Source organism: Streptomyces himastatinicus ATCC 53653 (assembly GCF_000158915.1).
In the GTDB taxonomy this organism is placed as follows: Bacteria; Actinomycetota; Actinomycetes; order Streptomycetales; family Streptomycetaceae; genus Streptomyces; species Streptomyces himastatinicus.
On record NZ_GG657754.1, the window covers coordinates 10,140,979 to 10,167,971 of the forward strand.

The following is a 26,993-nucleotide window of genomic DNA, read 5'->3' on the forward strand; positions in this document are numbered from 1 at the left end:
TTGTTCTTCGTCTTGCTGATCAGCACTCCGTTGTCCGGGGTGAACGAGTCCATGCCCATGCGGTCCACGACCTCGACGGTGTAGTTGTCGTAGCCGCCGCCGTCGCACAGGGGGTCGGTCTTCCGGTCGCAGGACGGCGAGAGGTCGCTGCCCAGGGTGATGTTGACGCCCGCGAGCCCCTTCTCGCCCGGTGGCGCGGAACGCGCCGTGACCCGGGCGACGGCCATTCCGGAGTCCGCCAGCGCGTCCCGGTCCAGGCGCAGCACGTTCTTCTCGTCCACGATGCCCAGCTTCAGCTTGTCGCGCAGCACATGCTGGGCGCCCATCGAACCGCCGGCAGTGGCGGGTATCTGCCACCGGGTGTGCGGGCCGCCGGGGCCGTTGAACGAGCCGCGGGAGAGCATGCCCCAGATGCCGGTGTAGGAGCGGCTGAGGGGAGTGCCGTACGGGTTGTTGTAGTTGTCGCCTATGCCCAGGATGTGGCTGAGTTCATGGGCGTACACGGCCATGCCGGAGCTCTCGGTCTGGAGGGACGAGCCGTCCGTGGCGTTGGGCCAGATACGGGCCGCGGCCTGCCACGACGTCCACGGTACGTAGCGGGTCGCCGCCGCGTTGCTCCCGGTGGAGACGGGCGGGCCCCACACGGCCGGTACGTCCTGCCGGTCGGCGAACTTCATCTGGCCGAACTCCTGCCAGGTGGACGACTCGTCCTGCCCGGCCGTGAGATAGAAGACGAAGTCGAACTTCTTGGTCTCCTCGTCGCCCACCTCGGCGGTCCACGCCGCCTTCCCGTCGGCCCGGATGTCCATGTCGCAGGTGTCCCCGGCCGGGCAGGCGCCGGGGTTCATCGAGTCCTCCACCCCGTACTGGTAGGACTTCGCGGGCATGCGGTACACACCGAACGCCGTCAGGTCGACGCCGATGCGGCCACCGGAATCCTCCATCCAGTACTCGTTGATGGTGTGACCGTTGTTGAGCGCGCCGGGCTTGTTGAGGAAGTCCTCGTAGAACTGGGGCAGACGGTCGCGCGGTATGCCGGAGGCGGACGGCTGCGGGTTGCCGAACAGGGTCGATCCCGCGGGCTGGCTGACCGTGAACTCCTCGTCCGGATAGTCGAGGAGCACCAGCGCGCCCTTGAAGGTGCGCTGGGTGGGCTCGACGTCCGGGTCGGCCCAGCGGGTGCCGGGGACAGCGCGGTAGTCGGCCCACGTCATGTCGTCGGGGTTCTGCCAGCGCTGGGGGTCGATCGGGTCGACGAGGGGCGGCCGGGCGCTCGGCGTACGGTCGGGTGCGGCCCCCGCGGGCCCCGCCGCGACGGCGGCCAGGGCGGCGAGGAGGGTGGCGACGACCGTTAATCGGCGGACTCGTCTTCGGCGGAGGAACAAGGCTCACCTCTTGTCCGGAAGTGGTGCTCAGACATGACCAGACATGCGAACGGGAGGACTACGGCTGCCACGGTAAGCCGGGGGTCGAGGTGACGCCAGAGTGCCGTTGTGGCTTCCGCGACAGAAACCGCACGTGCCGCCACCGCGCTGACGAGCCGTTCGAGCCGTTGACGAGCCGGAATCCCACCGCACACGGCTGCGGAGCACATCGGAAAGCGCGATAGCGTGTACAGGCCAACGGGAAGGCTGGCGCCGACCTCCCGTATGGCGCGACGTGTGGAAACCAGTCCAAGGAGCCCTCTTGACCAGCCCAGAACAGCGTATGGCTGACCTGCTCAAGACCTTCGGTGAGCCAGCGGCGTGCACCGCGTATCTGCTGTGCGACCGGCATCCGTCCGACGCCGTGGCGTTCACCTTGGTGAGCAAGGACCTGACCAGCCATGACATGACGTTCGCTGAGCTCCGCGACCGCTCGTCGCGCATGGCAAGTGCCCTCGCCGCCCTGGGCGTCGGGGCCGGTGACCGGGTGGCCACCCTGATGGGCAAGTCCGCCGAACTGCTCATCGTGTCCCTCGCCATCTGGCGGCTCGGGGCCGTCCAGGTGCCGCTGTTCACCGCGTTCGCCCCGCCCGCCATCGCGCTGCGGACCATCGGCAACGGCACCAAGGCGGTGGTCACGGACGCCGACCAGCGCCCGAAGCTGGACCCGGAGTCCGGTTTCCCCGGTGAGCGGCCCTGGCAGATCATCACGACCGGCCCGGTCACCGGCTCCGACCTCGCCTTCTCCGAGCTGCTGGAGTCGCACGCACCGCAGCCGGAGCCGGTGGCGGTCGGCGGTGACGCCCCCATCGTGGAGCTGTTCACCTCCGGTACCGCGGGCTCTCCGAAGGCCGTGCCGATCCCGCTGAGCGCCGTCGCGGGCTTCGTGATGTACCAGGAGTTCGGCCTGGACCACCAGGACACCGACGTGTTCTGGAACGCGGCCGACCCGGGATGGGCGTACGGCCTGTACTACGCCATCATCGGCCCGCTCGCCCTCGGCCGTCGCAGCCTGCTGCTGAACAGCCTGTTCTCCGCCGAGGGCACCTGGGACGTGCTGTCCCGCTTCGGTGTCACCAACTTCACCGCCGGGCCCACCATCTACCGTAAGCTGCGCGCCGCCGGTGGCGCCCCCGGCGACCTGCGGTTGCGCTGCTGCTCCGCGGCCGGTGAACCGCTGCCCCCGGACGTGGTCGACTGGGCGCGGGAGGCTCTCGGCGTCCCCGTACGCGACCACTACGGCCTGACCGAGACCGGCATGGTCATCGCCCACGCCTGGCATGCGGCGCTGCGTACCGACCTCAAGACCGGCTCCATGGGACGCCCGCTGCCCGGCTGGAGCGTGAAGATCCTGCGCGAGGACACCAACTCCGCCGAGGCGGCGACGGGCGTCCCCGGCCGGGTGGCGATCGACGTCGCGGACAGCCCGCTGATGTGGTTCAAGGGGTACCTGGGCGCCCCGGAGCGTACGGCCGAGAAGTTCAGCCCCGACGGGCGGTGGTTCTACACCGGCGACACCGCGGCGCAGGACGAGGAGGGTGTTCTGTTCTTCTCCGGGCGCGGCGACGACGTCATCTTGATGGCGGGCTACCGCATCGGCCCCTTCGAGTGAGAGCGTGCTCCAGGAGCATCAGCCGTGTGAGCCGTCGCGTGGCATCCCCGACGACGAGTACGGCGAGGTCATCGAGGCGTTCGTCGTCCTGCGTCCCGAGGCCCGGCCGGGCGAGGCGCTCGCCGCCGAGCTGCAGCAGGTCGTCCGGGACAAGTTCGCCAAGCACGCGTACCCGCGGCAGATCCACTTCGTGGACGCGCTGCCCAAGACCTCCAGCGGCAAGACGCAGCGCTTCCTGCTGCGTCCGCAGCCGACCACCGGCCGGGGCCGCTGACGCGGCGGACCCCACGGCCATGGGCCCCGGTTCCCGTGCGCGGCACGGGGACCGGGGCCCAAAGTGTGTGTACGGGCGTCAGCTCGTGGAGCGCGACAGCGCTTCCCGCACCGCCTCCTCCGTACGCCCCACCACCGCGGAACCGTCGTCGGCGGTGATGATCGGCCGCTGGATCAGCTTGGGGTGTTCGGCGAGCGCCGCGATCCAGCGGTCGCGCGCGCCCTCGTCGCGCGGCCAGTCCTTCAGCCCCAGCTCCTTCGCCGCGGCCTCCTGCGTCCGGGTGATGTCCCACGGTTCGAGCCCGAGCCGGGCCAGCACGCCGCGGATCTCGTCCTGGCTCGGTACGTCGTCCAGGTAGCGGCGGACGGTGTACCCGGCGCCCTCGGCGTCGAGCAGACTGAGCGCGCTGCGGCACTTCGAGCACGCCGGATTGATCCAGATCTCCATGGCGCAACCGTACCGCGAGACCCCTCCCGCAACGCCCGTCGAATCCCGGTCATCTGGCGCCTGACCAGGCTGCTTTGTCAGTGCCCCCCAGTAGAATGGAGGCATTGAAAGAGAGCGTGACCGACCGTCCCAGGAGGATGCCGATGGCCACTGCCGCTACCCCTCTTCCGGACCTGCCGAGCTTTACGACCCTGCCGAAGAAGCGCATGCCCGCCGGGCGTCCGCGTGAGTGGTACGAGACCCACAACCGCCGGCTGAAGGCCATGCGCCTGGCCATCGCTCTGCTCAACTCCGGTGTGTACCGCCCCGAGCAGGCGCGCAACCGCAAGATACGGGCCACCGCGGTCCGGATCGGCGTGCACCCGCCGTCCAACACCACGTGCCGCATGGTGCGCGCGCTCCTTCAGGAAAACGACCGCTGACCGGCCCGGGTCCCCGCCGCGCCCTCTTCACCGGGGCGCGGCGGGGACCCCATCCCCCTCACTCCGATTCCCCTGTCACTCCGCCAGCTTCAGGCGCTCGACCTTCGGCAGCAGGAACGCGTAGGTGGCGGCGCCGAGCAGGGCCACACACCCCGCCAGGGCCAGGGGCAGCATGAACGAGTGGGTGATGCCCTTGAGTACCCCGAGCAGCAGCGGAGAGAGGATGCCCGCGATGTTGGCCGCCGTGTTCTGGATCCCGGCGATCGAGCCGACGTGTGCGGCCGTCGGGGCCACGTCGGCGGGCAGCGCCCAGACGCTCGCCGCCGCGAAGGTGGAACAGAAGTAGGAGACCGACAGGGCGGTCAGCGCCGTGCCGACACCCGGCGAGATGACCGCGAGCGCGATCACCGAGGTGCCCAGCAGCCCGCCGACCAGCGGGATCTTCCGTGCCTTCGTGCGCTCGGTACCGCGCCGCACCAGCCAGTCGGAGAACAGCCCGCCGGACCAGCCGCCCAGCATGGACGCGATGCCGGGAATCATGCCGAGGAACCCGAAGGACAGCGCGTCGAGGTGGTATTCGTCCACCAGAAAGGTGGGGAACCAGGTGATGAAGAAGTACGCGACGAAGTTGACGCAGAAGAAGCCGAGCATCATCGCCCAGATCATCCGGAAGCGGAACAGGTCCCGCCATCCGATCCGGGCGCTCGCCGCGGCCTCCTCGGCCGTCTCCTTCTCCTGTCCCGACTCGATGTACTCGCGCTCCGCGGCGCTGAGCTTCGGGTGCTCCTTCGGGTCGCGGTAGTAGAGCCACCAGCCCAGCGCCCACAGCACCCCGAGGCCGCCCGCGATGGCGAACGCCCAGCGCCAGCCGAGGCCGGTGACCACCAGGGTGACCAGCGGGATGGACAGGGCGCCGCCGACCGCGTTGCCGTTGTTGAAGGTCGCCGAGGCGAAGCTGCGCTCGGACGCCGGGAACCAGCGGGAGACCACCTTGGCGCTCGAGGGGAAGCTGGGTGCCTCGCCGAGGCCGAGCAGGGCGCGCAGCCCCACCAGCGACGCCACGCCACGGGCCATGCCCATCGCGGCGGTGGCCAGCCCCCACCACAGGCTCGCGACCGCGAGCATGATGCGCGGGCCGACCTTGTCGGCGAGCCAGCCGCCGGGCATCTGCCCGAAGGCGTACGTCCAGAAGAACGCCGACAGCAGCAGTCCGCCGACCCCGTCCGACAGGCCGAGGTCATCGGTGATGTGCGGCAGCGCGACGCTGAGCGTGGCGCGGTCGATGTAGTTGATCGTGATGCCGGCGAACAGCAGCCCGAGGACGACGAAGCGGACCTTGCCTACGCGGCCGCCTGATCTCTTCGGAGCGGTGACCGGGGCCTGTGCGGATGTCTTGCCGAGAGCCATCGCACTCACACCCCCGCCGACGGCCGGACGCCGTCGCTGATGACACCGTTGACCACGTTGCGCGGGGCCTCGCCCGACAGCACCCGGTCCACGCTCTCGACGAGCCGTGCCCGGATGGCGTGGTACGCCTCGACCGTGACCCCGGCGGTGTGCGGGGTGAGCAGCACATCGGACCGGCCGCGCAGCGGGGAGTCCGCGGGCAGCGGCTCCTCGGCGAACACATCGAGCGCGGCGCCCGCCAGCTGTCCCGAGTCCAGCGCCTTGACCAGCGCGTCCTCGTCCAGGACACCGCCACGTCCGGCGTTGAGGACATAGCTCCCCCGGGGCATCCGGGACAGCAGGGCGTCGCCGACGACACCACGGGTGGCCTCGTTCAGCGGCATGTGAAGGGTGAGTACGTCGGAGCGGGCGGCGAGGTCGTCCAGGCCCACATACGTACGGTCGGGCTCGGAGGGCACCGGGTCGTGCACCAGGACGTCGCTTCCGAAACCGTCGAGGCGGCGCGCGACGGCGCGGCCGATGCTGCCGAACCCGGCGATGCCCACGGTGAGCGCGGACAGATCGCGCCCCCGCAGCCCCTCGGGCCCCCAGCCACCGCTTTCGATCTTCGCGTGACCCGCCGCGTAGCGGCGCAGGAGGGAGAGCAGGGCGCCGACCGTCCAGTCGGCCACGGCGTCGGTGTTGAAGCCGGGGATGTTCGCGACCGGTATGGAGTGCTCGGCGGCGGCGTGGTGGTCGACGCCGTCGAAGCCGACGGCCACCGACTGCACGAGGCGGCAGCGCCGCATCCCGTCGAGCAGCTCCGCGGTGATGCGGCGCTCCTTCTCCAGCGGGGCGAGGACGATCGTCGCATCGGCCAGCGCGTCCCGGTGGTCGTGCGGGTCCTCGTCCGGCCCGATCTCGGTGATGCGCAGATCGGGGTGGCCGGGCAGCAACCGACGTAGCTCGTCGGCGCCGAGATCGTTCAGGTGGTACAGGGTCACGAGATGTTCGGACATCACATGCGGCTCCTGGAGTGATGTTGGGGGCCCTGGGGGGTGGCATGAGTTTTCGCCACGGTTACGATCGCTGTCAACGGTTAACCGAAAACGGATAACGGTTTTCCGAGTGAGGAGTACGCACATGGACCGTCAGCGCACCGTCGTCACCGCGCTCACCACGCCGTTCACCCCGAGTGGCGATCTCGACCTGGACGCGGCACGCGCCCAGTACGGCTTTGCCGCCCGCACCACCGGACAGCTGCTCGTGGCCGGAACCACCGGAGAGTTCCCCGCCCTGAGCGAGGGCGAACGGCTGCTGCTGATCGAGACCGCGTTGCAGGAGGCGGGCACCGACGGGGTGATCGCCCACATCGGCGCGGCCGACGCGCACACCGCCGTCCGGCTCACCCGGGCCGCCGTGGCGGCCGGTGCCCGGCGCATCGCCGCGCTCACCCCGTACTACCTGCCCGCGAACGCGGACGAACTGGAGGCGTACTTCAGCCGCATCCGGCTCGCCGCCCCCGATGCCCAGCTGTACGCGTACCTCTTCCCCGAGCGCAGCGGCCTGACGGTCGACCCGGTGGAATTCGGCAAGCTGGCCGCCTCGTGCGGGCTGGCCGGCGTCAAGCTGAGCGGAACCCCCTCCACCGAGGTGGCCGCGTACCGCGCCGAACTGCCCGAGGAGTTCGAGGTCTACTCGGGCAACGACCAGCGGCTCGCCGATGTGCTGGCCGCCGGTGGCGCCGGGGTGGTCTCCGGCTGCTCGGCCGCCTTCCCCGAGCCCTTCCTCGACCTGGCAGCGGCGCTGCGCGACGACACCACCGACCCGGCCCGGCTCGCCGCGCTCCAGGACCTGGTGGACCGCACGGTCGGTCTCCTCGGCCCCAGCATCGGCCGGATCAAGCACGCCCAGACGGCCCGCGGGCTGCCCGCCGGAACCTCGCGGATGACCGTCGGCGACCCGGACCGGGCGACCGCCGCCGACATCGAGGCGCTGGCCGGTGAGGTGTCCGGCCGCCCAGGCGCCTGAGCGATCAGCTCGCGGGCAGCGGCTGCTCCGCCCAGATGCACTTGCCCGTCGGCGTGAAGCGGGTGCCCCAGCGGTGGGAGAGCGCGGACACCAGCTGGAGGCCCCGCCCGCCCTCGTCGGTGTCCGAGGCCCGGCGGATCCGCGGCGTGGTGGGGCTGCCGTCCGACACCTCGCAGATCAGGCTGCGGCTGCGCAGCAGGCGCAGCCTGATGGGGCCCTTGGCATGCCGGACCACATTGCCGACCAGCTCGCTGACCAGCAGCTCGGTGGTCATGGCCAGCTCGTCCAGCTGCCAGGCGCCGAGCTGGTCCCGGACGTGGTGGCGGGCCTCCCCGGCGGCGATCGGCGCATCGGGCAGCCGCCAGGACGCGATGCTGTCCGCGGTCATCGAATGCGTCCGGGCCACCAGCAGCGCCGCATCGTCCTGGGTGCGCGACTGCTCGGGCAGCAGGGTGGCGACGAGGGTGTCGCACAGCCGGTCGAGCTGGCCGAGGACACGTCCGTCGCCGTCGTCCACCGCCGAACCGCCGTCACCGGTGGCGCTCGGACGCGGCAGCAGATCCGGCGTCCTGGCCAGCGCGTCGGCCAGAATGCGGGAGAGGTACGCCATCCCGTGGTCGATGTCACGGGTCGCGGACTCGATCAGCCCGTCCGTGCACAGCACCAGGATGCTGTCCTCCGGCAGCTGCACCTCGATGGTCTCGAACGGCGGGGTCGCGGCGCCGAGCGGCGGGTCGGGGGAGAATCCGGGGGAGTGCACCGTGCCATCGGGGTGGATGATGGCGGGCGGCGGATGCCCCGCGCACGCGAAGGCGCACACGCTGGTGGTCGGGTCGTAGATGGCGTACAGACACGTGGCGTAGAAGTCGTCGCCGAGCGCCCCCACCAGATCGTTGAGGTGGGTCAGCAGCTCATCCGGCGGCAGCTCCAGATCGGCCAGCGTGTGCACGGCGGTCCGCAGCCGCCCCATGGTGGCCGCCTCGGACAGCCCGTGGCCCATCACGTCGCCGATGACCAGCGCCACCCGCTCCCCGGACAGCGGGATCAGGTCGTACCAGTCGCCGCCAACCTCCATGCCCTCACCGGCCGGCAGATAGCGCGCGGCGGCCGTGACGGCGGGCAGCGCGGGCAGGGTACGGGGGAGCAGTCCGCGCTGGAGCTCCTGGGCGCGGGTGTGCTCGGCGTCGTACAGCCGGGCCCGCTCCAGCGCCTGGGCGACCAGCCCGCTGATCGCGGTGAGCAGCGTGCGTTCCTCGTCGCTGAAGTGGCGCGGCCGGTCGAACGAGACGACGCAGTAGCCGGCCCGGTGGTCCGAGGCCACCAGGGGGAGGAATGCCCACGCCTTCTTCTCGCTCAGCGGCAGATAGCCGACCACCTCCGGGAAGCGCTTGGCGTAGTCCTCGGGCGAGGAGATGAACAGCGGGGTGCGGGAGCCGAGGATCTGGACGACGGGCGTGTGGAGGGGGGCTTCCGGCGGCAGGGGAACGTTGTCGAGGAAGCTCACAAACGCGTCCGAGTAGCCGGTGGAACCCACCACCCGCAGCCGCTTGTCCTCGATGAGCTGGCAGATCAGCCCGGTCGCCCCGAACGGCGGCAGCACCCGGTCCGCGACCGCCTTCACCACGTCCTGCGTGGTCAGCGCCTCGGCGAAGGCACTGGTCAGCTCGGCGATCCGGGTGGCGCGCTCGGTGGCGGCGTGTGCGGCGGCCGAGCGCTCGGCGTCCAGCGCCCGGCGGTCGGTGACATCCGTGATGTGCACCGTCATCCCGTCGGGCACCGGGACCAGCCGGATGTGGTACCAGCGGTTGCTGCGCGGCCAGCGGGCATGGAAGTCGATGGGCGCCCGTGCCTCCGCCGCCCGCCGGAACCGCGGCTCCACACCGATCGCCCGCGCCCGCGGAAGCTCCCACAGCACCTGGCCCCGCAGCTCCCCGGAGGCCCCGAGGAAACGCTCGGCCTCGACGTTGCCGAACATGATCCGCCCGCCCTCGTCGACCACCAGGAACCCGTCGCCCATGTATCGCAGGGCGCGGCTGAAGGCGTCCCGGGAGCGGCGGGTCTCGGTGATGTCCCACAGCGTGCCGACCACCTGGGCCGGAACGCCGTCCGTGCGGGCGGCCACGGTCCCGCGCGCCTGCACCCAGCGGTACGTCCCGTCGGGCTGCCGCACCCGGTACTCGACGCTGTACTCGTCGCGGCCGCGCAGCGCCTCCGCGTTGGAGACCGCCTGCACCCAGGGCATGTCCTCGGGGTGGATGGCGCTCAGCCAGGTGTTGACCTGGCCGTCGAAGCTGCCGGGCTCGAACCCCAGCAGCGTCTGCGCCTGGTCGTCGCAGGTCAGGGTGGCGCCGCGGAGATCCCACTCCCAGGCGCCGATCCGCGCTGTGTGCAGCGCCCGCTGCACCCAGGGGCCGGATCGCCGCTCCTCCGGCTCCCGGACCCGGTCGCCGTCCGCGGTGGCCGTCGCCAGCAGCCGCAGCCGCCGGGCCAGCCAGCCGGTGACCGTATGGGCCAGATGGCGCTGGGCCGCGTCGCCCGCCCGTGGCGCGGACGTCAGCACCGACAGCACCGCGAGCGGCGGCCTGCCGTTCATGGGCACCGGGATGGCCGCCATGCACACACCGGGCGGGATGCTCAGGGCGAGGGGGCCGCCCTCGGCCGGGGCGGCGGCCCAGAGGGCGGCGCCACTGTGGAAGGCGGTCATCGGAGCGACCGACGCGCCCCACTCGATGTCCTGCCACGCCCTGAGCAGCGGACCACTGATGCCGCTGGTGGCCACCAGCCGCAGCCCCAGCCCGTCCGGCCTGCGCAGATGCGCCATGCCGCCCAGGCCCTGGAGCCCGGACACCAGATGGTCGAGCGCCAGCCGCAGCAGCTCCGCGTCGCCGACACCTCCGCTCGCGGCTTCGAGCAGCCGCAGCCGGGCCCGCTCCGCCTCCCGCGCCGGGGTGCGCTCCTGCGCCGGGGGATGGTTCTGTGCCGGTGCATGGCCTTGTGCCGGGTGCCGATCGTCTACACCCACGCGATCACCTGTGCTCTGCGAGGCGGACGGACTGGCCCGGCCCTCGGCGGGGTCAGTCTCTCTAGTAAGAATATGTCCGTATTTTCAAGCGTTTCACCCTCGATGGCGCTGTCAATGCGCCGCGGAGGGAGTTCTGCGATGACCCAGCAACTGCCGTCGGCGGTGGTCGACCGTCCGGTCGTCGGTTCGTACGCGACCTACGCCGCCGCCCAGCGCGCGGTCGACTTCCTGTCGGACAACAAGTTCCCCGTCGAGCACACCGCGATCATCGGCTCCGACCTGCGCATGGTCGAGACGGTGCTCGGGCGCCTCACCCGCGGCCGCGCCGCCCTCGCCGGGCTGGGCACCGGCGCCTGGTTCGGTCTGCTGATCGGGCTGCTGCTGTCGGTGTTCGCCCAGGGGTCCCACAGCGTGCTGGTGCTGATCCTGAGCGGCATCCTCTACGGCGCGGTCTTCGGCGCCATCGCGGGCTTCGTCGGACACGCCATGACCGGTGGGCACCGCGACTTCTCCTCCCGGAGCCAGATCGTGGCCGCGCGCTATGACGTGGTCGCGGACACCGAGGTGGCCGAAGAGGCGAAGAACATGCTGGTCAAGCTGGACTGGCGGGAGGGCTGACCCGCCCGGCCCCCGCCTCCGGCGGCTGACGGGGGTCCCCGTCGTGTACTAATTGCCTTAGCAGTAAGGTGATCGCGACGGACTACCCATCATCGTCATCTGTCGGAGGGGACGGCATGCACGCGAGCGGACGCGTACGAGCGGGCGGCGTCCTGCGACGCCTCTTGTTTGTCGTCCTGCTCGCGCTCGGTGTGCTGATGATGCACTCCATGGGCCACCCCGACGGCGGCCCGGGCACTTCCGAACATGCCTCCGCACACGTCTCCGGTGGGATGCACCAGGCGACGGGGAGCGATGTGCGAACTGAGCGGCCCGCCATGACCTCGCACGACACTCAGTCCGCACCCATGGCCGGGATGGACATGGCGTCGCTGTGCGTGGCGGTGCTCGGTACATGGGTGCTCACGGCCGTGCTGCGGGCCGCCTTCGTACGGCGCCGTGGCCCGCCCCCGCCCCGCTCCGCACCGGTGGCCGCCGTCCCGCGGCCCGTCCCTCCCTCGCCGGGACCCGACCTCACGACGCTGTCGGTCCTGCGGATATAGGCCGTACCGCCGCCACCCCGCAGAACACCGACATCACACACGACATGAGGTACATCGGCATGACCAACTACCGACACCGCCGCCTGGCACTGGTGGGCATCGTCGCCACGGGCGGGCTGCTGCTCACCGCCTGCGGCGGGAACGACGACATGAAGAGCATGGACCACGGGAGCAAGGACTCCTCCGCCTCCGCGAAGGCCACCGGGACCCCGGCGCCGGGCGGTTTCAACGACGCGGACGTCTCGTTCGCGCAGATGATGATCCCGCACCATCAGCAGGCGCTGGAGATGGCGAAGCTCGCGGACGGCCGGGCCGGGGACCAGCAGATCACCTCGCTGGCCGGGAAGATCGAGAAGGCCCAGGACCCCGAGATCAGGACCATGAAGTCCTGGCTGAAGTCCTGGGGCAAGTCGGTCTCGCCCTCCTCGGGCGGTAAGGACAGCATGCCCGGCATGGATCACGGATCGGGCGGCATGGACGGGATGATGTCCGAGAAGGACATGGACCGGCTGGAGGCCGCCAAGGGCGCCGCCTTCGACCGCGCCTTCGCGCAGATGATGATCGACCACCACAAGGGCGCGATCACCATGGCCGAGGACGAGCAGAAGAAGGGCCGCAACGTCACCGCCAAGAAGCTCGCCGGTGACGTGATCAAGAACCAGTCGGCCGAGGTGACCACCCTGCGGAAGATCCTCGACCGGCTCTGACGGCTCTGAGCCGCGGCGCCCCGGGGGCGGCTACATCATCCCCGGGGCGCAGCCCACCACCACGGGCAGCAGCGGGAGGGCCGCGGCGGCCGTGGCCACCGCGAACCGGAGTGCGGGATGCGGGCGGCGGTGCGGGCCCAGCATGCGGCGCAGCCGGAGCCGGACCAGGGGCACCCGGGGCCACCGGCCGCGAAGGCCCCGCGGGGGGTACGGCCCGCCGCCATCTCGTACAGCGCCGTGGCGAGCGTCTCGCGCGGGTGGCGGCGCAGCGCGCGGTCGTCCGCCGCCATCTCCAGCAGCATCGCCGTCTGCTCGCGGGCGGCGCGGGCCAGCGGCAGCCACCGGAAGGCCCTGGCGAACGCCTCGGCCGCGGCCAGCGCCAGATGGTGGCGGCCCACGATGTGCGCACGCTCATGGTCCAGTACGGCGTCGAGCTGGGCGCCGGACAGCACGCGCAGCGCCCCCGTACTGACGACCACGCGCGGGCAGCGCCCCGGCAGGCAGTACACGGCGGGCAGCTCATGGTCGAGGACGGTGGCGCGCAGCCCCGCCGAACGCCGGCCGACCAGGTCCAGTACGCCCAGGTGGCGGGAGCGGGCCCGCCGCGCCCGTAACACCTCGAGACCGAAGCGGGCGAGCGTGAGCAGCGCCACGAGGAGCGGCAGCACGACGGCCGGGATATCGAAGGGGCCGGGCACGGGAACGCGGGCGTGCCACGTCAGCCCGCAGAAGTGCACTAAGCCGGACACTCCCGCGTCGAGGTGTCCGGTCGGGACGGCGAGGTGGTACGCGGCCAGCGCCAGCGCGTCCGTGAACGACACAGCCAGGCCCTGCACGCCGGCTCGGCGAGCGCGGGGGAGCGGTGCGGCCAGGCGCTGCGCAGCAGGATCCGCGGGGCCAGGATGCCGACCGCGGCCGCGTAGCAGGCCAGGGCGAGCGCCGGGATCACTCCTGGTTCCGCCGCCCGGCCGCCCGCAGCGCCTTGCGCAGGGCGCTGACCTCCTCGGGGCCCATCTGCTCGACGAAGTGGGCGAGCGCCGCGGGGCGGTCCTGGCTGGTGCCCAGCGCGTCCTCCATCAGCGCGGCGGAGTACTCCTCACGGCTGCGTACCGGCGAGTACAGCCAGGCCCGGCCCTCTTTGCCGCGCTGGAGCCAGCCCTTGTTGTAGAGGATGGTGGCCACGGTCATCACCGTGGTGTAAGCGACCGGCCGCTGTGTGTTGATGTCGTCGACGATCTCCCGCACCGTCGCCGGACGCCGCCACGTCCACAGACGGTCCATGATCTCCGCCTCGAGATCCCCCAGCCGCCGCATGGACGCTTCCTTCCGCCGTCAGACGCTTACCTCCGTTAGTACGGAGGCCCATAGTAGAGAGCCCTCGTCGCGAGGTGGACACCGGGGGGAATGCCGGGCGGGCCCGGAAGATCGCCGATCATCCGGAGCGCCGGGCGTTCCGCCCCTGGCCAAAGCCTCAACTGGCCTTGCGCACGATAGGATTGACCGGACGCGTATTCAACACGGGTAAGGGGAAAGGGAAGTCTGGATGAGTGGTCTGAACAAGGGGCTCGGGAAAATCGAGGTGGCCCTCAAGTGGGACCCCAGCCCCAGCGGGGAGCCCCCCAATGATCTCGACATCGTCGCCGGGACCTACCGTGCGGCCGATCCGTACGGTGAACCCGCGTATCTGGTGCATTTCGACAGCCGGTCGCCCGACGGCACCATTTACCTCAACCGGGACAGCCGTACCGGCCAGGGACTGGGCACCGACGAGGCGATGACCTTGGAGTTCGAGCGGCTCTCCGAGGAGTACTCCCGGGTCGTCGTGGGTGTGGCCATCCAGCAGAACGCCGGGCGGAAGACCTTCGGCGATGTCCGGAACACCAGCGTCCGGATTGTCGAGGGATATACCGAGCTGATGGAAGGCGATTTCACCGGCGTCCCCGGAGCCACAGCAGCCACGGTTGCGGAGTTCACCCGGGACGAAGCGGGGGAGTGGGGAATCCACAGCGTCATCCGTGGATTCGACGTCGACCCGGAAGCGTTTACGGATGTGATGGGCAAGGATTATTCCTGACCGCATTTGTGCGTTTTCTCTGTCGCCCGGGCGCACCCCGCTACGGGCCGATGTGAATCATTGACGCCCAGAACAGCGGTCCCGCGTAGCGCCGTTCAGTACGCAGCCGCTGGACCGCCCGGTGCAGCGCGTGTGCCGAGCCTGCCGTCGACCGCGCCGCGCCCAGCGCCCCGTACGTGTCCCGGGCGAGAGCGGGTGTGATCGCGTCCTTCAGCGTCCACAGGCTGCCGATCACATGGCGGTAGCCGCACAGCTGGAACGCCGAGGCGAGCGTGATCACCTCGTCGACCAGGGCGGTGCCGGGTGCGGCGGTGTGGCAGGCGGACAGATAGGCGAACTCCGCCTGGTCCAGCCGCTCGGTGGTCAGATCGTGCACGGTCAGCTCGCCGCCGTGCAGCAGCAGCCCGCCCGCCGACGGATCCTCGGGGTCGTACGAGCCGTGGCACGCCAGATGCGCGCACGGAGCGTCGCGCAGCGCGGCGAGTACGGCCTCGGGGGTGGCGTCCGCGCCCAGCAGCCGGGACTGCCCGACCGCCAGCCCGGCCACCGCCGCCAGCTCGTCGTACACCGCGGGTAGCGGCGGAAGCGCGGCGCCGTCCGCACCGGGCGGGGGCGCGGGCACTCCCACCGCGACCAGCGCGGGCGGCCTGCCGGACGGTGCCGCCCGGTCCCGGGCGTGCAGCAGGGCGCCCAGCGTCGGGGTGTACGACGACACCACCCGGTCCTGCACATGGCTGCCGTCCGAGGGGCACCGCGCCGCGTGCAGCGGCAGCAGGGCCAGGGGTCCGGTGGGACACCACCACAGCCGTGGCCACTCCCCGCCCTCGGCCCCCACCGGCCGGTCCAGCCCGAGCCGGGTGAGGACGGGGCCCGCGATGTGCTCCCACAGCCACTCCAGTGTGTCGTCCATGGTCCGCTGGTGGGTGTCCGCTTCGGCCAGACCCGCGGCGGAGGACAGCGCCGCGACCGCGGCGTGGAAGCCCGCGGAGCGGCGGCCGACCTCGGTCCGGGTGATCCCGGCGAGCGGAAGCACGTCGACGCCGGTCCCGCCGTCGGCGTCGGCGCGCAGCAGCAGGGCGTCACAGCGCAGCTCCGCGATGTTGAGCACCACGACCGGCCCGTGCGCGGCCACCGTACGCAGCCGCTCCCAGTCGAGCGGCCGGTGGAACCGCTCGAAGCCCTCGAGCCGCCGGATCTCGGTCAGGAGGGACGCGAACTCCGCGTTCAGGGCGGCGCGTTGCGGGGCGGTGCCGCGCTCCTCGATCAGCTCGGCGCACACCCGCTCGAACCGCCCGGCCAGTTCGGGCGCCGCCGCGTCCAGTTCGGGGTGGCGGCCGCGCAGCCGCAGCGCCTGGGCCAATAACACGCCACGGCCCTGTTCGAGCCGTACCAGCGCTTCTTCGGGACGGCCCGCGCTGATCTCGACGGCGGCGGCGCTACAGGCCGGCGACGGCAGCTCGCGCAGCCGCACCTCCCTGGACCGCCGGTCCAGCGCCCGGCCGGTGAGCTTGTGGTTTTAGATCGTCCAGCGCGACCCCGAACGCCCGCGTGGCCTCGGGCAGATCGCCGAAGTACGCGCCGTTCAGCCCCCAGAGGCAGGCCGCGCGCAGCCGGATGCGGATGTCCTCGCCGGGTGCGAGCGCGGTGGCGCGGAACTGCCGCGTGGCGGCGAGGAGATCTCCCGGGGCGTGGGTGATTCCCGAACGTGCCGTCAGGAGCGCGCCCAGCTCCATGCTCGCCGCCTGCCAGTGCGGGCTGGCGGCCGGAAGCCCGGCGAGCACCGACCGCAGCACCTCGACACCGCGGTCGACCTCGGCGACCTGCCCGGTGTGCCGCCCGCGCGCCCCGAGGGCCACGGCCAGTTTGATCCGCATCACGGGATGGTCGTGCTGATGGGTCGGAGTGGCGGCCACCGCGTGCTCCAAGTGGCGGATGGCCTCAGCCAGTTCTGCCAGTGCGCCGTGGGCCTGGAAGCGTGTGTGCAGGACGGCGGCCAGATTGGTGAGCAGCTGGCCGTGGTGGGGTGACAGGGGAGTGCTGCCCGCCATCGCGCTCCGGGCGGCCGCGGTCGCCGCGTCGAGGTCGGCCGGGTCGCCGGTGTTGACGTACTGGTCGAGGAGGGCGAGGCCGAGCAGGGAGTACGCCGGGGACCGCAGCGCGTCGTCGGTCACGGTCCGCAGGGTGTCCCGCAGGAGGCCGATGGCCTCGGTCAGATCGCCGAGGTGGCCGGTGGCCTCGAAGCGCATGCGCAACAGATTGCCCAGACTGATCCGGTGCCCCTCGCGGGCCGGATCGCCGGTGGGTGTGGCGTCCAGTTCCGCTCGTACGCCCGCGATGGAGGTGTCCAGATCGCCCGGCGCCCCCGTCAGGCCGTACCGGGCCATGCGCCCGCCCGGCGTGGCATCGTCGGCCGCGGGGGCGGGCGGTGCCACTTCGGCCTGCGCCGCGGCCAGCGCCTCCAGCACCGCGGCGGGCGGCTCCTCGTCGTCGGGGAACGCCGCCACGGCCTGCCGCATCAGCGCGACCGCCGCGATGATCAGCGTCTGATCCCCGGTGAGATCGAAGAGCGTGGCCAGCGCGGAGCCCTCGTTGAAGAGGATCCGGGGAGCGTCCTTCTCGGGCGCCATCTCCCGCGTGTGACGGAACATCTCGGCGGCCCGCCACAGCCCGGCCTCGTCCCGGGCGGACGCACTGGCGGAGAACAGCACGACGGAGATCGCGTGCAGGATCTTCCAGGCCGGTGCCACGCGCGCGGTCGTGCCGGCCAGCCCCTCCCTGAGCGACCGGGGGAGGGCGGCGGGCCGCAGCGCGTGCACGACCGAGAAGAGGAAGCCCGCGGCGAGGCGGTCCTCCGCGGCCTCGGCCTCGGGGGCGTGGGGGCCTCGGGCCAGATGGAAGCAGGCCGCCAGATAGACCGCCTCGATGTCCACCTCGGCCGGACTGACCTGCGCGGGCGTCAGACGGCCCCGGGCGCGGTCGACGATCCCGGCCATGTTGCGCAGGGTCTCCGGGGACAGCACCGACTCCCGGCGGTCGGCGGAGAACGGGCGGTTACGGTCGGGATCGGCCATCGCCTCGCGGAGCAAACGGCGCAGATTTTCGTCCAGATAGTCCCCCATGGGCCACATTGTGACGCGTGCCGCACCTCCGCGAGGGCGGAACGGAGTGATCCGCGGCGTACCGCACCGGGTGTACGGCGCGTTGCCGGATACTCCTTGAGAAGCAGGACGGAATCCGTCTGATGTCAGCGCCGACGTCGGGATCTCATGCCTAGGGTTCTGTCATGGATCTCCGAAAGGCCCTGCGCGGTCGGCGGCTGCTCGCGACGGTGGCCGCTGTCGCCGTCCTCGCGGGCACGGGCACCTGGGCCACCGTCGTAGCCGCCGACGACCGGCCGGCCGTGCACCGTACGGACCGGGTGCTGGACATGCCCGGGACGCGTCTGGACACCTCGTACTTCACCGCGGGCCAGGGCCGCCGTCCCGCGGTGCTGCTCGCCCACGGTTTCGGGGGCAGCAAGGAGGACGTCCGGGAGCAGGCCGAGGAGCTGGCCCGGGACGGCTACGCCGTCCTGACCTGGTCGGCGCGTGGCTTCGGCACATCGACCGGCAAGATCGGGCTCAACGACCCGGACCATGAGGTGGCCGACGCCCGGCGGCTGATCGACTGGCTGGCCAAGCGGCCCGAGGTGCGGCTCGACGCCCAGGGCGATCCGCGCGTGGGCGTCGCCGGAGCCTCGTACGGCGGGGCGATGTCGCTGCTCGCCGCGGGGTACGACCGACGGGTCGACGCGATCGCGCCCGAGATCACCTACTGGAACCTGGCCGACGCGCTGTTCCCGAACGGCGTCTTCAAGAAGCTGTGGGCCGGGCTCTTCTTCACCACCGGCTCGGCCGATCTCTCCGGAGGTCAGCAGGGCCAGGACTCCCAGGGCTCCGAGGACGAGTCCGGCCCGCAGGGCGGCGGCGGAGGCGGCCAGGGCGGTGCCCAGGGCGGTGGTCAGGAAGGCCAGGGCGGTCAGGCCGCCCCGAGCGCCCCGCCCGGCGCGGACGGGCGGAACCAGGGCTGCGGCCGGTTCGAGAAGCAGCTGTGCGCGATGTACGAACGCGTCGCGGTCGCCGGGAAGCCGGACGACGCCGCCCGGCGCATGCTGGAGGCCCGCAGCCCGTCCGCCGTGGCCGACCGGATCAAGGTCCCGACGCTGATCTTCCAGGGCCAGTCCGACTCCCTCTTCCCGCTCGGCCAGGCCGATGCGATGGCGAAGGCGATCAAGGCCAACGGCGCCCCGGTCGACGTCGACTGGACCGACGGGGGACACGACGGCGGCGACCGCGAGACCGGGCGGGTCCAGTCCCGCACCCGGGACTGGTTCGACCGCTACCTCAAGAACGACAAGGCCACCGACACCGGGCCCGCCTTCCGGGTCACCCGCTCCGGCGGGGTCGACTCCACCAACGGCGCGATCCAGCTGCGCGGCGCCACCGGCGACCGCTACCCGGGCCTGGAGGACGGCCGCCGGAACGTGGCGCTGCGCGGCCGCGAGCAGTCGTTCGCGAACCCGCCCGGCGGCGGACCGCCGTCGGTCTCCACGGTGCCGGGCATCGCCGCGCTGTCCCAGGCGTCCTCGTTCGGGATCGGCGTCTCCCTCGACGTCCCGGGCCAGTTCGCCCGGTTCGACTCCGCGCCGCTGAAGCAGTCCCTGCGCATCACCGGCACGCCCGAGGTGAAGGTCCGCGTGCGGGCGGACACCGACGACGCCGTGCTGTTCGCCAAGGTGTACGACGTCGGGCCGGACGGACAGCAGACACTGCCCTCCCAGCTCGTCACCCCCGTTCGCGTCACCGACGCGAAGAAGGGGAAGACCGTCACGCTCCGGCTGCCGGCCGTGGACCACGAGGTCATCGCGGGCCACTCGCTGCGACTCGTGCTCGCCTCCACCGACCTCGGCTACGCCTCCCCGGACCAGCCCGCCACGTACCGCGTCGCACTCGCGGGCGACGGCCTGAGCGTGCCGACCGCCCCCGGGGTGCACACCGAGCCCGCCTCGCTGCCGTGGTGGGTGTGGGGGCTGCCGCTGGGCGGCGCCGTGGTGGCGCTCGCCCTGCTGCTGACCGGCAGGCGGCCGACGTCCGCGCCGCCGCCGGACCCCGCGCTGACCGACGTACCGCTCCAGATCACCGACCTCAGCAAGCGCTACGCCAAGTCCGCCGACCGGTACGCCGTGCGCGACCTCTCCTTCCGCGTCGAGAAGGGACAGGTGCTCGGACTGCTCGGGCCGAACGGCGCCGGAAAGACCACCACGCTGCGCATGCTGATGGGCCTCATCAGCCCGGACGGCGGGGAGATCCGCGTCTTCGGCCAGGCCATCAGGCCCGGCGCGCCCGTCCTGTCCCGGGTGGGCGCCTTCGTCGAGGGAGCGGGCTTCCTGCCGCATCTGACCGGACGGGCCAACCTGGAGCTGTACTGGGGGGCCACCGGGGGGCCCGCCGGAGGACGCGCACCTCGACGAGGGCGCTGGAGATCGACGGACTCGGCGAGGCACTGGAGCGCGCGGTGCGCACGTACTCCCAGGGCATGCGGCAGCGGCTCGCCATCGCCCAGGCCATGCTGGGCCTGCCCGATCTGCTCATCCTGGACGAGCCGACCAACGGCCTCGACCCGCCCCAGATCCGCGAGATGCGCGAGGTGATGATCCGGTACGCGGCCGCAGGCCGCACGGTGATCGTCTCCAGCCATCTCCTGGCCGAGGTCGAACAGTCCTGCACCCATCTGGTCGTCATGGACCGCGGGCGGCTGGTGCAGGCGGGCCCGGTCGGCGAGATCACCGGCACCGGGGAGAGCCTGCTGGTCGGCCACGAGGGCGAGCTGAACGACGCCCTGGTCGACAAGGTGAGCGCGCTGCCCGGCATCACCTCCGCGGTGCGCACCGACGCCGGGCTGCTCGTCCTGGTCGACGGCGCCGCCCCGGCGCGGCTGCTCGCCGAGCTGGTGCGGCTGGAGATCCCGGTGACCAGCTTCGGGCCCAACCGGCGCCTGGAGGACGCGTTCCTGACGCTGATCGAAGGAGGATCCGCATGAGCAGCTCCGTGAGCCCCGTGAGTTCCGTTACGGAGGCGGCGCCCGGCTACCGGGCGCGCCACACCCTGCCCCTGCGGGTCGAGGCGGTACGGCAGCTGCGCCGGCGCCGCACCCTGGTGATGGGCGTGGTGCTGGCCGCGCTGCCGTTCGTCCTCGTCGCCGCGTTCGCGATCGGCGGTACGCCCGAGGGGCGGAACGACCGGGTCAGCCTGATGGACACCGCCACCTCCTCGGGCGCCAACCTCGCCGCCACCGCGCTCTTCGTCTCGGCGGCCTTCCTGCTGGTCGTGCCCGTGGCGCTGTTCTGCGGTGACACCGTCGCCTCGGAGGCCAACTGGTCCTCGCTGCGCTATCTGCTGGCCGCGCCCGTGCCCCGGGCGCGGCTGCTGGCCGGAAAGCTGGCCGTGGCGCTGGCGTTCAGCGCGGCCGCGATGGTGCTGCTGCCGCTCGTCGCGCTGCTGGTGGGGACGGTGGCGTACGGCTGGGGGCCGCTGAGCCTGCCCACCGGGGGCGAGCTGGCCACGGGCGATGCCCTCGCCCGGCTCGCCCTGGTGGTCACGTACATCTTCCTGTCCCAGCTCATCACCGCCGCCCTCGCGTTCTGGCTCTCGACCGTCACCGACGCACCGCTGGGTGCGGTGGGCGGCGCGGTCGGGCTGACCATCGTGGGCAATGTGCTGGACGCCGTCACGGCGCTGGGCTCCTGGCGCGAGTTCCTGCCCGCGCACTGGCAGTTCGCCTGGGCCGACGCACTCCAGCCCCAACTGGAGTGGGGCGGAATGCTGAAGGGCACGGCGGTGTCGGTGGCGTACGCGCTGGTGCTCTTCGCCCTCGCCTTCCGCGGCTTCGGCCGGAAGGACGTGGTGTCCTAGGGGCCCTCAGTAGTCCTTGAGGGTCAGCGAGTCGACCAGCTTGTAGAAGTCCTCCACGTAGAAGTCCTCCGGGGCGAACTCGTCCTGGCCCGTCCCGGTGGCCTCGGCTTCCATCCGCTCCCGGTTCTCCAGGGCGAGATTCTGGTTGGCGGTCACGAAGTCGCGCAGCTCCCGCTCGTAGGCGGCGAAGGCCGTGGTGTGGTCACCACCCGCGGCCTTCAGCTCACCCGCCAGGACGTACGCCCCGATCAGGGCCATGGAGGTGCCCTGGCCGGAGGCGGGCGAGCCGCAGTAGCCCGCGTCGCCGAGCAGCGCCACCCGGCCACGGGACCAGGAGTCCATATGGATCTGGGCGACCGCGTCGAAGTGGAAGTCGGGCGCTCCCCACATGTACTCCAGCAGCCGTGGAACCTCCCAGCCCGCGCTCGCGTACCGCTCGGCGATCAGCTGTTTGTGCTCCGAGGAGGTCCGTTCGCCGAGGATCCGGGCGGGCGGCTCGTCCGAGTCGAATCCGACGAAAACCCTTGCCTCGGTGTTGTCACGGACGCTCATCACCATCGCGCCCCACGCGCTGCTGTCCTTCGTCAGGTAGGCCACCTGCCAGCGGTCCAGGCCGAGATAGTTCGGCACGGTCCACACCGCCAGATAACTCCCCAGTGGGCGGAGGAAGTTCTCTTCGGGGCCGAATACCAGCCCCCGGGTGCTGGAGTGCACTCCGTCGGCGGCCACCACCAGATCGAAGGTGCGCGACACACCGCTGCGGAAGGTGACGGCCACTTCGTCGGGACCCTGGGCGAGTGCGGCGATCGAGTCGTCGAAGAGATATTCGATGTTCTTTCCTCCCGCGCCCACGAGAATCGTCGCCAGATCGTCGCGGAGAATCTCGACGTCGGGGCGGTCGAGCTGCCCGCCGCTCATGGTGCGTTCGGTGGTGCTGGACAGTTCCTTTCCGTCCTCGTCGACCGTCGACATACCGCGCAGACCGGTGCTGTGGGCGCGGACCTCCTCCAGGACTCCCATGCGCTCGCACACCTCCAGCGCCGTGCCCCGGACATCGATGGCCTGCCCGCCGGGCCGCAGCCGGGCGCTCCGCTCCACCACGGTGACCTCGTATCCGTAGCGGTCCAGCCAGTACGCCAGAGCCGGTCCGGCGACACTGGCGCCGGAAATCAGGACTCGCATATTCCGCATCGTGAACTCCTTTTCCGTCCCCCGAAACCTTCTGCTCGTAAGAGTGAGCGATGCCACCGACACCGCACCGACGCACCGCCTATGCGGCACCGACAGGACACCGACGAGATGCCGACGGGACGCCGACGGGACGCCGACAAGGCCGAACGCCGCGGGATCTACCTGCGCGCAGTGATCGATTAATGAGAGTGTTACCTGATGGTGTTGTGCGGTTCTGTTGTCATCGATGAGACTGGGGTTTCCGACTGGCCCGTACAAAAAGCCGGTTGGTCGCACTGGTGACGTTCGGTCCTCCCCCCACGATCCGAACAAGGATGGGCCCCATGCACACTTCGCTGGAACACGCTCGCGTGTCCCGCGGCCCGGCAAGAGCGGTACGCGCCTGTTCCGGGCAGCGCCGGAGACCCGGCCCTTGCGGCCGCGGACCGGCCACGGCCTCCGCGTAGCAACGCCGAAAACCCTCACGCGAAGCCTCACCAACGGCGATTCGCCATTCCACAGGCCCCTCGGGCGGCTATTCGGTCGCGCTCGGCATATGCCCCCGCGCGGACGGCATTCCGTATGCCCCGGCATAGCGCCCCGGTGTCCCGTTCGGTGACGCACGACCTGGCAAGGAAGGAAATCCTCAGGTGCTGATTTCGCACCATCCGCGGTCACTCGAATCATCCGAAACATCGTCCGAAGGAACGTCCGGAGGATCGGCCGAACCCGGCGCGTCCGGGACGCCCCAGGCCATCGCCGACGGCCCGAGCGGACATGTGCTGGCGGTCGGCGATCCCGGCCCGGGCATCGACCGGCTGACCCGGACCCTGGTGTCCGCGGGCCACGAGGTGAGCCACGCCCGGCCCGGCGACGTGGACCGACAGCTCCGGCAGACCCCGCCCGACGCCATCGTCGCCCTCGACGGCAGCGACGACGGGCTGGAGGTGATCCGCGAGGTCCGTGCCGCCCCCGCGGGCCGGGCGCTGCCCCTGCTCATGGTCACCACGGACCCCGGGCCCACCGGCGTCGCCGACATGCTGCGCGGCGGCGCCGACGACTGCGTACCGGACACCTCCGACCCCGTCGAACTGGCCGCCCGCATCGAGGCCAAGCTGCGCCGGGTCCCGGTGCCGGTCGAGAACCTGCTGCTGGACCCGCGTACCGGCCTGTACTCCCAGCCGCACTTCCTGGGCGAACTCGACCGGGAACTCAAGCGCGCCGACGACAGCCGCAGCGGCGGCGTCGTGGCCATGGTCGGCGTCGCCGAGATGGCCGCGCTGGAGGTCCGGCTGGGGCCGCGGGTGCGCCGCGAGGTCGCCGAGCGGCTGGCCGGCGTGGCGGAGAAGCTGGGCGGGGTGTGCGACCGGCTCGGCTGGGACGACGACGGGCGGCTGCTGATGCTGATGCCCGGCGTTGACGAGGACACCGCGCGCGGCGCCCTCCAGCAGTTCGCCAACACCGTGGCCGGCACCCGCTTCGTCGTCGCCGACGAGAACGTGCGGCTGACCCCCGCCATCGGCTGGACCCCGCTCACCGACTGCCCCGACCGCCACCAAGCCGTGGACCAGGCCCGGGACGCGGTGGCCGAGTCCATCCGCCACCGGGATCTGCGCCCGGTCAAGTACGCGGCCTGGATGCGCGGCGCCCCCCGCGCACGACGCCGTGTCACCGTGGCGGTGCAGGCCCTGCTGTCGGCCCTCTCGCCCTTATTCGTCCTCGTCCTCGGCGTGGCCATCCCCTTCGTGTTCTACCAGCAGATGTACGAACTGGGCTGGGACATCGGATCGGCGGCCTACTGGGTGGTGGTCGGCGGTCTCATCGTCTCCGCGGTGCTCATCGTGCTGGAGTGCCTCTTCTCGCTCGACGCCGCGTCCCGCCCCGAGCGGCCCGCGCAGCCGTATCCACCGGCCAGCGCCGTCATCGCCGCCTATCTCCCCAATGAGGCCGCGACCATCGTCGACACCGTCGAATCGTTCCTGCGGCTGGACTACCCCAACGAGCTCGAAATCGTGCTCGCCTACAACACCCCGCACCCGATGCCCGTCGAGGACACCCTCCGGGACATGGCCCGCAGCGATCCGCGTCTGGTGCTGCTGCCGGTGGCGGGATCCACCTCCAAGGCGCAGAACATCAACGCCGCCGTCACCCGGGTGCGCGGCGACATGGTCGGCATCTTCGACGCCGACCACCACCCGGCCCCCGACGCCTTCAAGAACGCCTGGCACTGGCTGTCCCACGGGTACGACGTGGTCCAGGGCCACTGCGTGATCCGCAACGGTGACAGCTCCTGGGTCGCCAAGCTGGTGGGCGTGGAGTTCGAGGCCATCTACGCCGTCAGCCACCCGGGCCGCACCCGGCTCTACACCTTCGGCGTCTTCGGCGGCTCCAACGGCTTCTGGCGCACCGATCTGCTCGCCCGCACCCGGATGCACGGCTCGATGCTCACCGAGGACATCGACGCCACCATGCGCGCCCTCCACGAGGGCGCCAAAATCGCCACCGACCGCACCCTCGTCTCCCGCGAGCTGGCGCCCACCACCGTCAAGGCGCTGTGGAACCAGCGGTCGCGCTGGGCCCAGGGCTGGCTCCAGGTGTCGCTCAAGTACCTGTGGCCCGCGCTGCGTTCGTCTGCCTTCACCTTCCGGCAGAAGGCGGGGCTGTTCGTCCTCCTCGGCTGGCGTGAGGTGCAGCCGTGGCTGACCCTCCAGATCCTGCCCGTCCTGCTGTACGCGGCCTGGCGCGCGGGCGGCCCCGGTGAACTCGACTGGGCGGTGCCGATCGGCCTGCTGGCCACGCTGGTGACGCTCTCCGCCGGAGTGGTGCAGGCGCTGTTCGCGTGGCGGCTGGCGATACCCGAACTGCGCCGCCGCAGGGCGTGGTTCTGGCGGTATCTCTTCGTGGCGACCTTCTTCTACAGCCACTTCAAGAACATCGTGGCCCGTCAGGCGCTCCTCAAGGAGGTGCTGCGGGACCAGCAGTGGCGGGTCACCCCGCGGTCCGGCGGCGGCAAGGCGGTGCCCCGCGCATGAGCACCCTGTCCACGGTCAACAACAACACCCACCACCCCGCCGCGTCCACGGCCGTGAAACCGGCGCAGTCGGCGACCGGCCGCCGCCGCAACGGTGAGATCCAGGGCTACCGCGGGCTGGCCGCGATGGCCACGGTCGTCTTCCACGTGTGGCAGCAGTACTTCACGTACGACCAGGACGGCTCCCACGCCCCGGTGGCCAACCCCTACGCGAACGCGCTCGTCTCGCTCGAGGTCATCGACTTCTTCTTCGTCCTCTCCGCGTATCTGCTGACCCTGTCGTACGCGCGGGCCGCGATCGACGGCGGCTCGACCAAACCCGCCCGGGTGTTCCTCTTCCGGCGCGCCATCCGCATCGTGCCGCTGTACTTCCTCGCCATCCTGTTCATCTGGGCGACCCGCAATCCGTCCCTGCCAGGAGACTGGGCCGACCTGCTCCGGCATCTCACCTTCACCCAGGTGTTCGACAAGGAGCAGATCTTCTACACCATCGGCCCCACCTGGTCGTTGTCGCTGGAGATCATGTTCTATCTGGCGCTCGTCGCACTCGGCCCGCTGGCCGCCCGCGCCTGCCGGCTGCTGCGGAGCAGGGCCGCGCGGGTGGCGGTGTGCGCCGCCGGATGCGCGCTGCTGTACATCGGGCCGATGGTCTGGATCGCCGTCGCACACTACGGGTTCGAGGTGCCGTACACCGAATGGCCGGTGTACTTCGGGCCGCAGGCCCGCTTCGGCGGGTTCGCGGCGGGCATGGGGCTCGCGGTTCTGACGGTCGCCCTCGGCGACCGCGGACGGCTCGGCCCGAAGGTGACGATCCCGCTGCGCGTGGCGCCGCTCGTGGCCCTGTACGTGCTGTCGCTGCTCAGCGCGGGCCCCGAGGACTTCGCCACCACCTTCTACCATCCGCTCTCCGCCGTGCTGTGGACCGTGCTGCTGTTCGCCACCCTCCATGTGCGGAAACCGGGGCGCTGGGAAGCGTGGCTGTCGGCCCGGTGGCTCACCGCGATCGGACTGGCCAGCTACAGCCTCTTCGTCTGGCACGAGCCCATCATGCTCGGCCTCTACGAGGGCGGACTGCTGCCGCCCGCGGGCCAGGAGGGCTTCCCGTTCGCCGTGCTGATCGTGCTGGTGGTGGCGCTGGCCGCGGCGTTGGTGAGCTACTGGGTCATCGAGTACCCGGCGAGCCTGCTCGGGCGGCTGAAGGACGCCAAGGGGCGGTCGCGGGACTTCTATCCGGAGGTGGCGCGGTAGCAACCTGCCACAGTAAGTGCTGGTGTGTCACGTGT

The 26,993-nt window shown here is 71.4% G+C and carries 22 protein-coding genes and 2 pseudogenes; 14 read left to right on the plus strand and 10 right to left on the minus strand.

The genetic code is table 11. The annotated features are described in order from the left end of the window. On the minus strand, positions 1-1,385 hold a 1,385-nt coding region (locus SSOG_RS42675; RefSeq protein WP_009720541.1), incomplete at its 3' end, for a M6 family metalloprotease domain-containing protein. Between the two features lie 301 nt (positions 1,386-1,686). On the opposite strand from SSOG_RS42675, the gene SSOG_RS42680 reads away from it, so the two are divergent. Together SSOG_RS42680 and SSOG_RS57055 are read left to right on the plus strand one after the other, a co-directional pair. Then, positions 1,687-3,036 (plus strand): AMP-binding protein, encoded by a 1,350-nt coding sequence (locus SSOG_RS42680; RefSeq protein ID WP_245606513.1) that lies wholly within the window; start codon positions 1,687-1,689, stop codon positions 3,034-3,036. A gap of 4 nt (positions 3,037-3,040) precedes the next feature. Beyond that, the gene (locus tag SSOG_RS57055; RefSeq protein WP_245606514.1) at positions 3,041-3,310 is read left to right on the plus strand and encodes an AMP-binding enzyme; all 270 of its coding nucleotides are present in this window, start codon (positions 3,041-3,043) and stop codon (positions 3,308-3,310) included. 78 nt (positions 3,311-3,388) lie between these two features. Here the strand turns inward: SSOG_RS57055 and SSOG_RS42685 are convergent, their stop codons facing one another. Then, on the minus strand, positions 3,389-3,757 hold the full coding sequence (locus tag SSOG_RS42685; protein WP_009720543.1) for an arsenate reductase family protein: 369 nt from the start codon (positions 3,755-3,757) through the stop codon (positions 3,389-3,391). A 137-nt stretch (positions 3,758-3,894) separates the two neighbouring features. Here SSOG_RS42685 and SSOG_RS42690 point away from each other — a divergent pair, with 137 nt between their 5' ends. After that, entirely contained in the window at positions 3,895-4,179 is a 285-nt protein-coding gene (locus SSOG_RS42690; RefSeq protein WP_039940094.1) for a hypothetical protein, read from the plus strand. A gap of 75 nt (positions 4,180-4,254) precedes the next feature. On the opposite strand, the gene SSOG_RS42695 is transcribed toward SSOG_RS42690, so the two are convergent. Together SSOG_RS42695 and SSOG_RS42700 are read right to left on the minus strand one after the other, a co-directional pair. Continuing rightward, positions 4,255-5,586, minus strand: coding sequence for an MFS transporter (locus SSOG_RS42695; RefSeq protein WP_009720545.1), 1,332 nt, complete (start codon positions 5,584-5,586; stop codon positions 4,255-4,257). Between the two features lie 5 nt (positions 5,587-5,591). Then, entirely contained in the window at positions 5,592-6,584 is a 993-nt protein-coding gene (locus tag SSOG_RS42700; RefSeq protein WP_009720546.1) for a 2-hydroxyacid dehydrogenase, read from the minus strand. 124 nt (positions 6,585-6,708) lie between these two features. On the opposite strand from SSOG_RS42700, the gene SSOG_RS42705 reads away from it, so the two are divergent. After that, the gene (locus SSOG_RS42705; protein ID WP_009720547.1) at positions 6,709-7,596 is read left to right on the plus strand and encodes a dihydrodipicolinate synthase family protein; all 888 of its coding nucleotides are present in this window, start codon (positions 6,709-6,711) and stop codon (positions 7,594-7,596) included. Positions 7,597-7,600: 4 nt separating this feature from the next. Here SSOG_RS42705 and SSOG_RS42710 read toward each other — a convergent pair whose 3' ends face one another. Beyond that, positions 7,601-10,618, minus strand: coding sequence for a SpoIIE family protein phosphatase (locus SSOG_RS42710; RefSeq protein WP_245606515.1), 3,018 nt, complete (start codon positions 10,616-10,618; stop codon positions 7,601-7,603). Between the two features lie 138 nt (positions 10,619-10,756). On the opposite strand from SSOG_RS42710, the gene SSOG_RS42715 reads away from it, so the two are divergent. The 3 genes from SSOG_RS42715 to SSOG_RS42725 all read left to right on the plus strand — a co-directional run bounded on the left by SSOG_RS42715 (position 10,757) and on the right by SSOG_RS42725 (position 12,485). Further along, entirely contained in the window at positions 10,757-11,236 is a 480-nt protein-coding gene (locus tag SSOG_RS42715) for a YflT domain-containing protein (RefSeq protein ID WP_050800183.1), read from the plus strand. A gap of 116 nt (positions 11,237-11,352) precedes the next feature. Further along, the gene (locus tag SSOG_RS51750; protein ID WP_009720550.1) at positions 11,353-11,778 is read left to right on the plus strand and encodes a DUF6153 family protein; all 426 of its coding nucleotides are present in this window, start codon (positions 11,353-11,355) and stop codon (positions 11,776-11,778) included. 59 nt (positions 11,779-11,837) lie between these two features. After that, on the plus strand, positions 11,838-12,485 hold the full coding sequence (locus SSOG_RS42725; RefSeq protein ID WP_245606516.1) for a DUF305 domain-containing protein: 648 nt from the start codon (positions 11,838-11,840) through the stop codon (positions 12,483-12,485). A 35-nt stretch (positions 12,486-12,520) separates the two neighbouring features. Here the strand turns inward: SSOG_RS42725 and SSOG_RS42730 are convergent, their stop codons facing one another. Both SSOG_RS42730 and SSOG_RS42735 read right to left on the minus strand, forming a co-directional pair. Next, entirely contained in the window at positions 12,521-13,306 is a 786-nt protein-coding gene (locus SSOG_RS42730) for a M56 family metallopeptidase (protein ID WP_342634397.1), read from the minus strand. Positions 13,307-13,430: 124 nt separating this feature from the next. Next, complete coding sequence (locus tag SSOG_RS42735) at positions 13,431-13,799, minus strand: BlaI/MecI/CopY family transcriptional regulator (RefSeq protein ID WP_009720553.1); 369 nt, start codon at positions 13,797-13,799, stop codon at positions 13,431-13,433. A gap of 229 nt (positions 13,800-14,028) precedes the next feature. On the opposite strand from SSOG_RS42735, the gene SSOG_RS42740 reads away from it, so the two are divergent. After that, positions 14,029-14,559, plus strand: a complete 531-nt coding sequence (locus SSOG_RS42740) for a TerD family protein (RefSeq protein WP_009720554.1) — start codon at positions 14,029-14,031, stop codon at positions 14,557-14,559. 40 nt (positions 14,560-14,599) lie between these two features. Here SSOG_RS42740 and SSOG_RS49910 read toward each other — a convergent pair whose 3' ends face one another. Next, on the minus strand, positions 14,600-16,030 hold the full coding sequence (locus tag SSOG_RS49910; RefSeq protein ID WP_050800184.1) for a CHAT domain-containing protein: 1,431 nt from the start codon (positions 16,028-16,030) through the stop codon (positions 14,600-14,602). Next, entirely contained in the window at positions 15,996-17,678 is a 1,683-nt protein-coding gene (locus tag SSOG_RS49915) for a tetratricopeptide repeat protein (protein WP_050800185.1), read from the minus strand. Before SSOG_RS49915 ends, SSOG_RS49910 begins: the two co-directional genes overlap by 35 nt. Before the next feature lie 164 nt (positions 17,679-17,842). On the opposite strand from SSOG_RS49915, the pseudogene SSOG_RS58775 reads away from it, so the two are divergent. The 4 genes and pseudogenes from SSOG_RS58775 to SSOG_RS42755 all read left to right on the plus strand — a co-directional run. Further along, positions 17,843-18,778: pseudogene (locus SSOG_RS58775) on the plus strand (alpha/beta fold hydrolase); the annotation flags it as partial. 507 nt (positions 18,779-19,285) lie between these two features. Beyond that, positions 19,286-20,148, plus strand: a pseudogene (locus SSOG_RS58780) (ATP-binding cassette domain-containing protein); the annotation flags it as partial. Beyond that, complete coding sequence (locus SSOG_RS57730) at positions 20,134-20,637, plus strand: AAA family ATPase (protein WP_425385480.1); 504 nt, start codon at positions 20,134-20,136, stop codon at positions 20,635-20,637. The pseudogene SSOG_RS58780 and the gene SSOG_RS57730, both read left to right, overlap by 15 nt. Further along, the gene (locus SSOG_RS42755; RefSeq protein WP_009720557.1) at positions 20,634-21,509 is read left to right on the plus strand and encodes an ABC transporter permease; all 876 of its coding nucleotides are present in this window, start codon (positions 20,634-20,636) and stop codon (positions 21,507-21,509) included. Before SSOG_RS57730 ends, SSOG_RS42755 begins: the two co-directional genes overlap by 4 nt. A gap of 6 nt (positions 21,510-21,515) precedes the next feature. Here the strand turns inward: SSOG_RS42755 and SSOG_RS42760 are convergent, their stop codons facing one another. Next, positions 21,516-22,700, minus strand: coding sequence for an FAD-dependent monooxygenase (locus SSOG_RS42760; RefSeq protein WP_039940097.1), 1,185 nt, complete (start codon positions 22,698-22,700; stop codon positions 21,516-21,518). Between the two features lie 629 nt (positions 22,701-23,329). Between SSOG_RS42760 and SSOG_RS42765 the strand changes: the two genes are divergently transcribed. Both SSOG_RS42765 and SSOG_RS42770 read left to right on the plus strand, forming a co-directional pair. Then, positions 23,330-25,711: a glycosyltransferase gene (locus SSOG_RS42765; RefSeq protein ID WP_039940100.1), complete on the plus strand. Its 2,382-nt coding sequence runs from the start codon at positions 23,330-23,332 to the stop codon at positions 25,709-25,711. After that, positions 25,708-26,958, plus strand: a complete 1,251-nt coding sequence (locus tag SSOG_RS42770) for an acyltransferase family protein (protein ID WP_078510673.1) — start codon at positions 25,708-25,710, stop codon at positions 26,956-26,958. Before SSOG_RS42765 ends, SSOG_RS42770 begins: the two co-directional genes overlap by 4 nt. The last annotated feature ends 35 nt before the right edge of the window (positions 26,959-26,993 follow it).

Bases quoted from the DNA above. Each gene is read 5' to 3' on its own strand.
- SSOG_RS42685 (WP_009720543.1), bottom strand. From the start codon at position 3,757: ATGGAGATCTGGATCAATCCGGCGTGCTCGAAGTGCCGCAGCGCGCTC.
- SSOG_RS42690 (WP_039940094.1), top strand. From the start codon at position 3,895: ATGCCGATGGCCACTGCCGCTACCCCTCTTCCGGACCTGCCGAGCTTT.
- SSOG_RS42695 (WP_009720545.1), bottom strand. From the start codon at position 5,586: ATGGCTCTCGGCAAGACATCCGCACAGGCCCCGGTCACCGCTCCGAAG.
- SSOG_RS42700 (WP_009720546.1), bottom strand. From the start codon at position 6,584: ATGTCCGAACATCTCGTGACCCTGTACCACCTGAACGATCTCGGCGCC.
- SSOG_RS42705 (WP_009720547.1), top strand. From the start codon at position 6,709: ATGGACCGTCAGCGCACCGTCGTCACCGCGCTCACCACGCCGTTCACC.
- SSOG_RS42715 (WP_050800183.1), top strand. From the start codon at position 10,757: ATGACCCAGCAACTGCCGTCGGCGGTGGTCGACCGTCCGGTCGTCGGT.
- SSOG_RS51750 (WP_009720550.1), top strand. From the start codon at position 11,353: ATGCACGCGAGCGGACGCGTACGAGCGGGCGGCGTCCTGCGACGCCTC.
- SSOG_RS42725 (WP_245606516.1), top strand. From the start codon at position 11,838: ATGACCAACTACCGACACCGCCGCCTGGCACTGGTGGGCATCGTCGCC.
- SSOG_RS42735 (WP_009720553.1), bottom strand. From the start codon at position 13,799: ATGCGGCGGCTGGGGGATCTCGAGGCGGAGATCATGGACCGTCTGTGG.
- SSOG_RS42740 (WP_009720554.1), top strand. From the start codon at position 14,029: ATGAGTGGTCTGAACAAGGGGCTCGGGAAAATCGAGGTGGCCCTCAAG.
- SSOG_RS49915 (WP_050800185.1), bottom strand. From the start codon at position 17,678: ATGGGGGACTATCTGGACGAAAATCTGCGCCGTTTGCTCCGCGAGGCG.
- SSOG_RS57730 (WP_425385480.1), top strand. From the start codon at position 20,134: ATGCGGCAGCGGCTCGCCATCGCCCAGGCCATGCTGGGCCTGCCCGAT.
- SSOG_RS42755 (WP_009720557.1), top strand. From the start codon at position 20,634: ATGAGCAGCTCCGTGAGCCCCGTGAGTTCCGTTACGGAGGCGGCGCCC.
- SSOG_RS42760 (WP_039940097.1), bottom strand. From the start codon at position 22,700: ATGCGGAATATGCGAGTCCTGATTTCCGGCGCCAGTGTCGCCGGACCG.
- SSOG_RS42770 (WP_078510673.1), top strand. From the start codon at position 25,708: ATGAGCACCCTGTCCACGGTCAACAACAACACCCACCACCCCGCCGCG.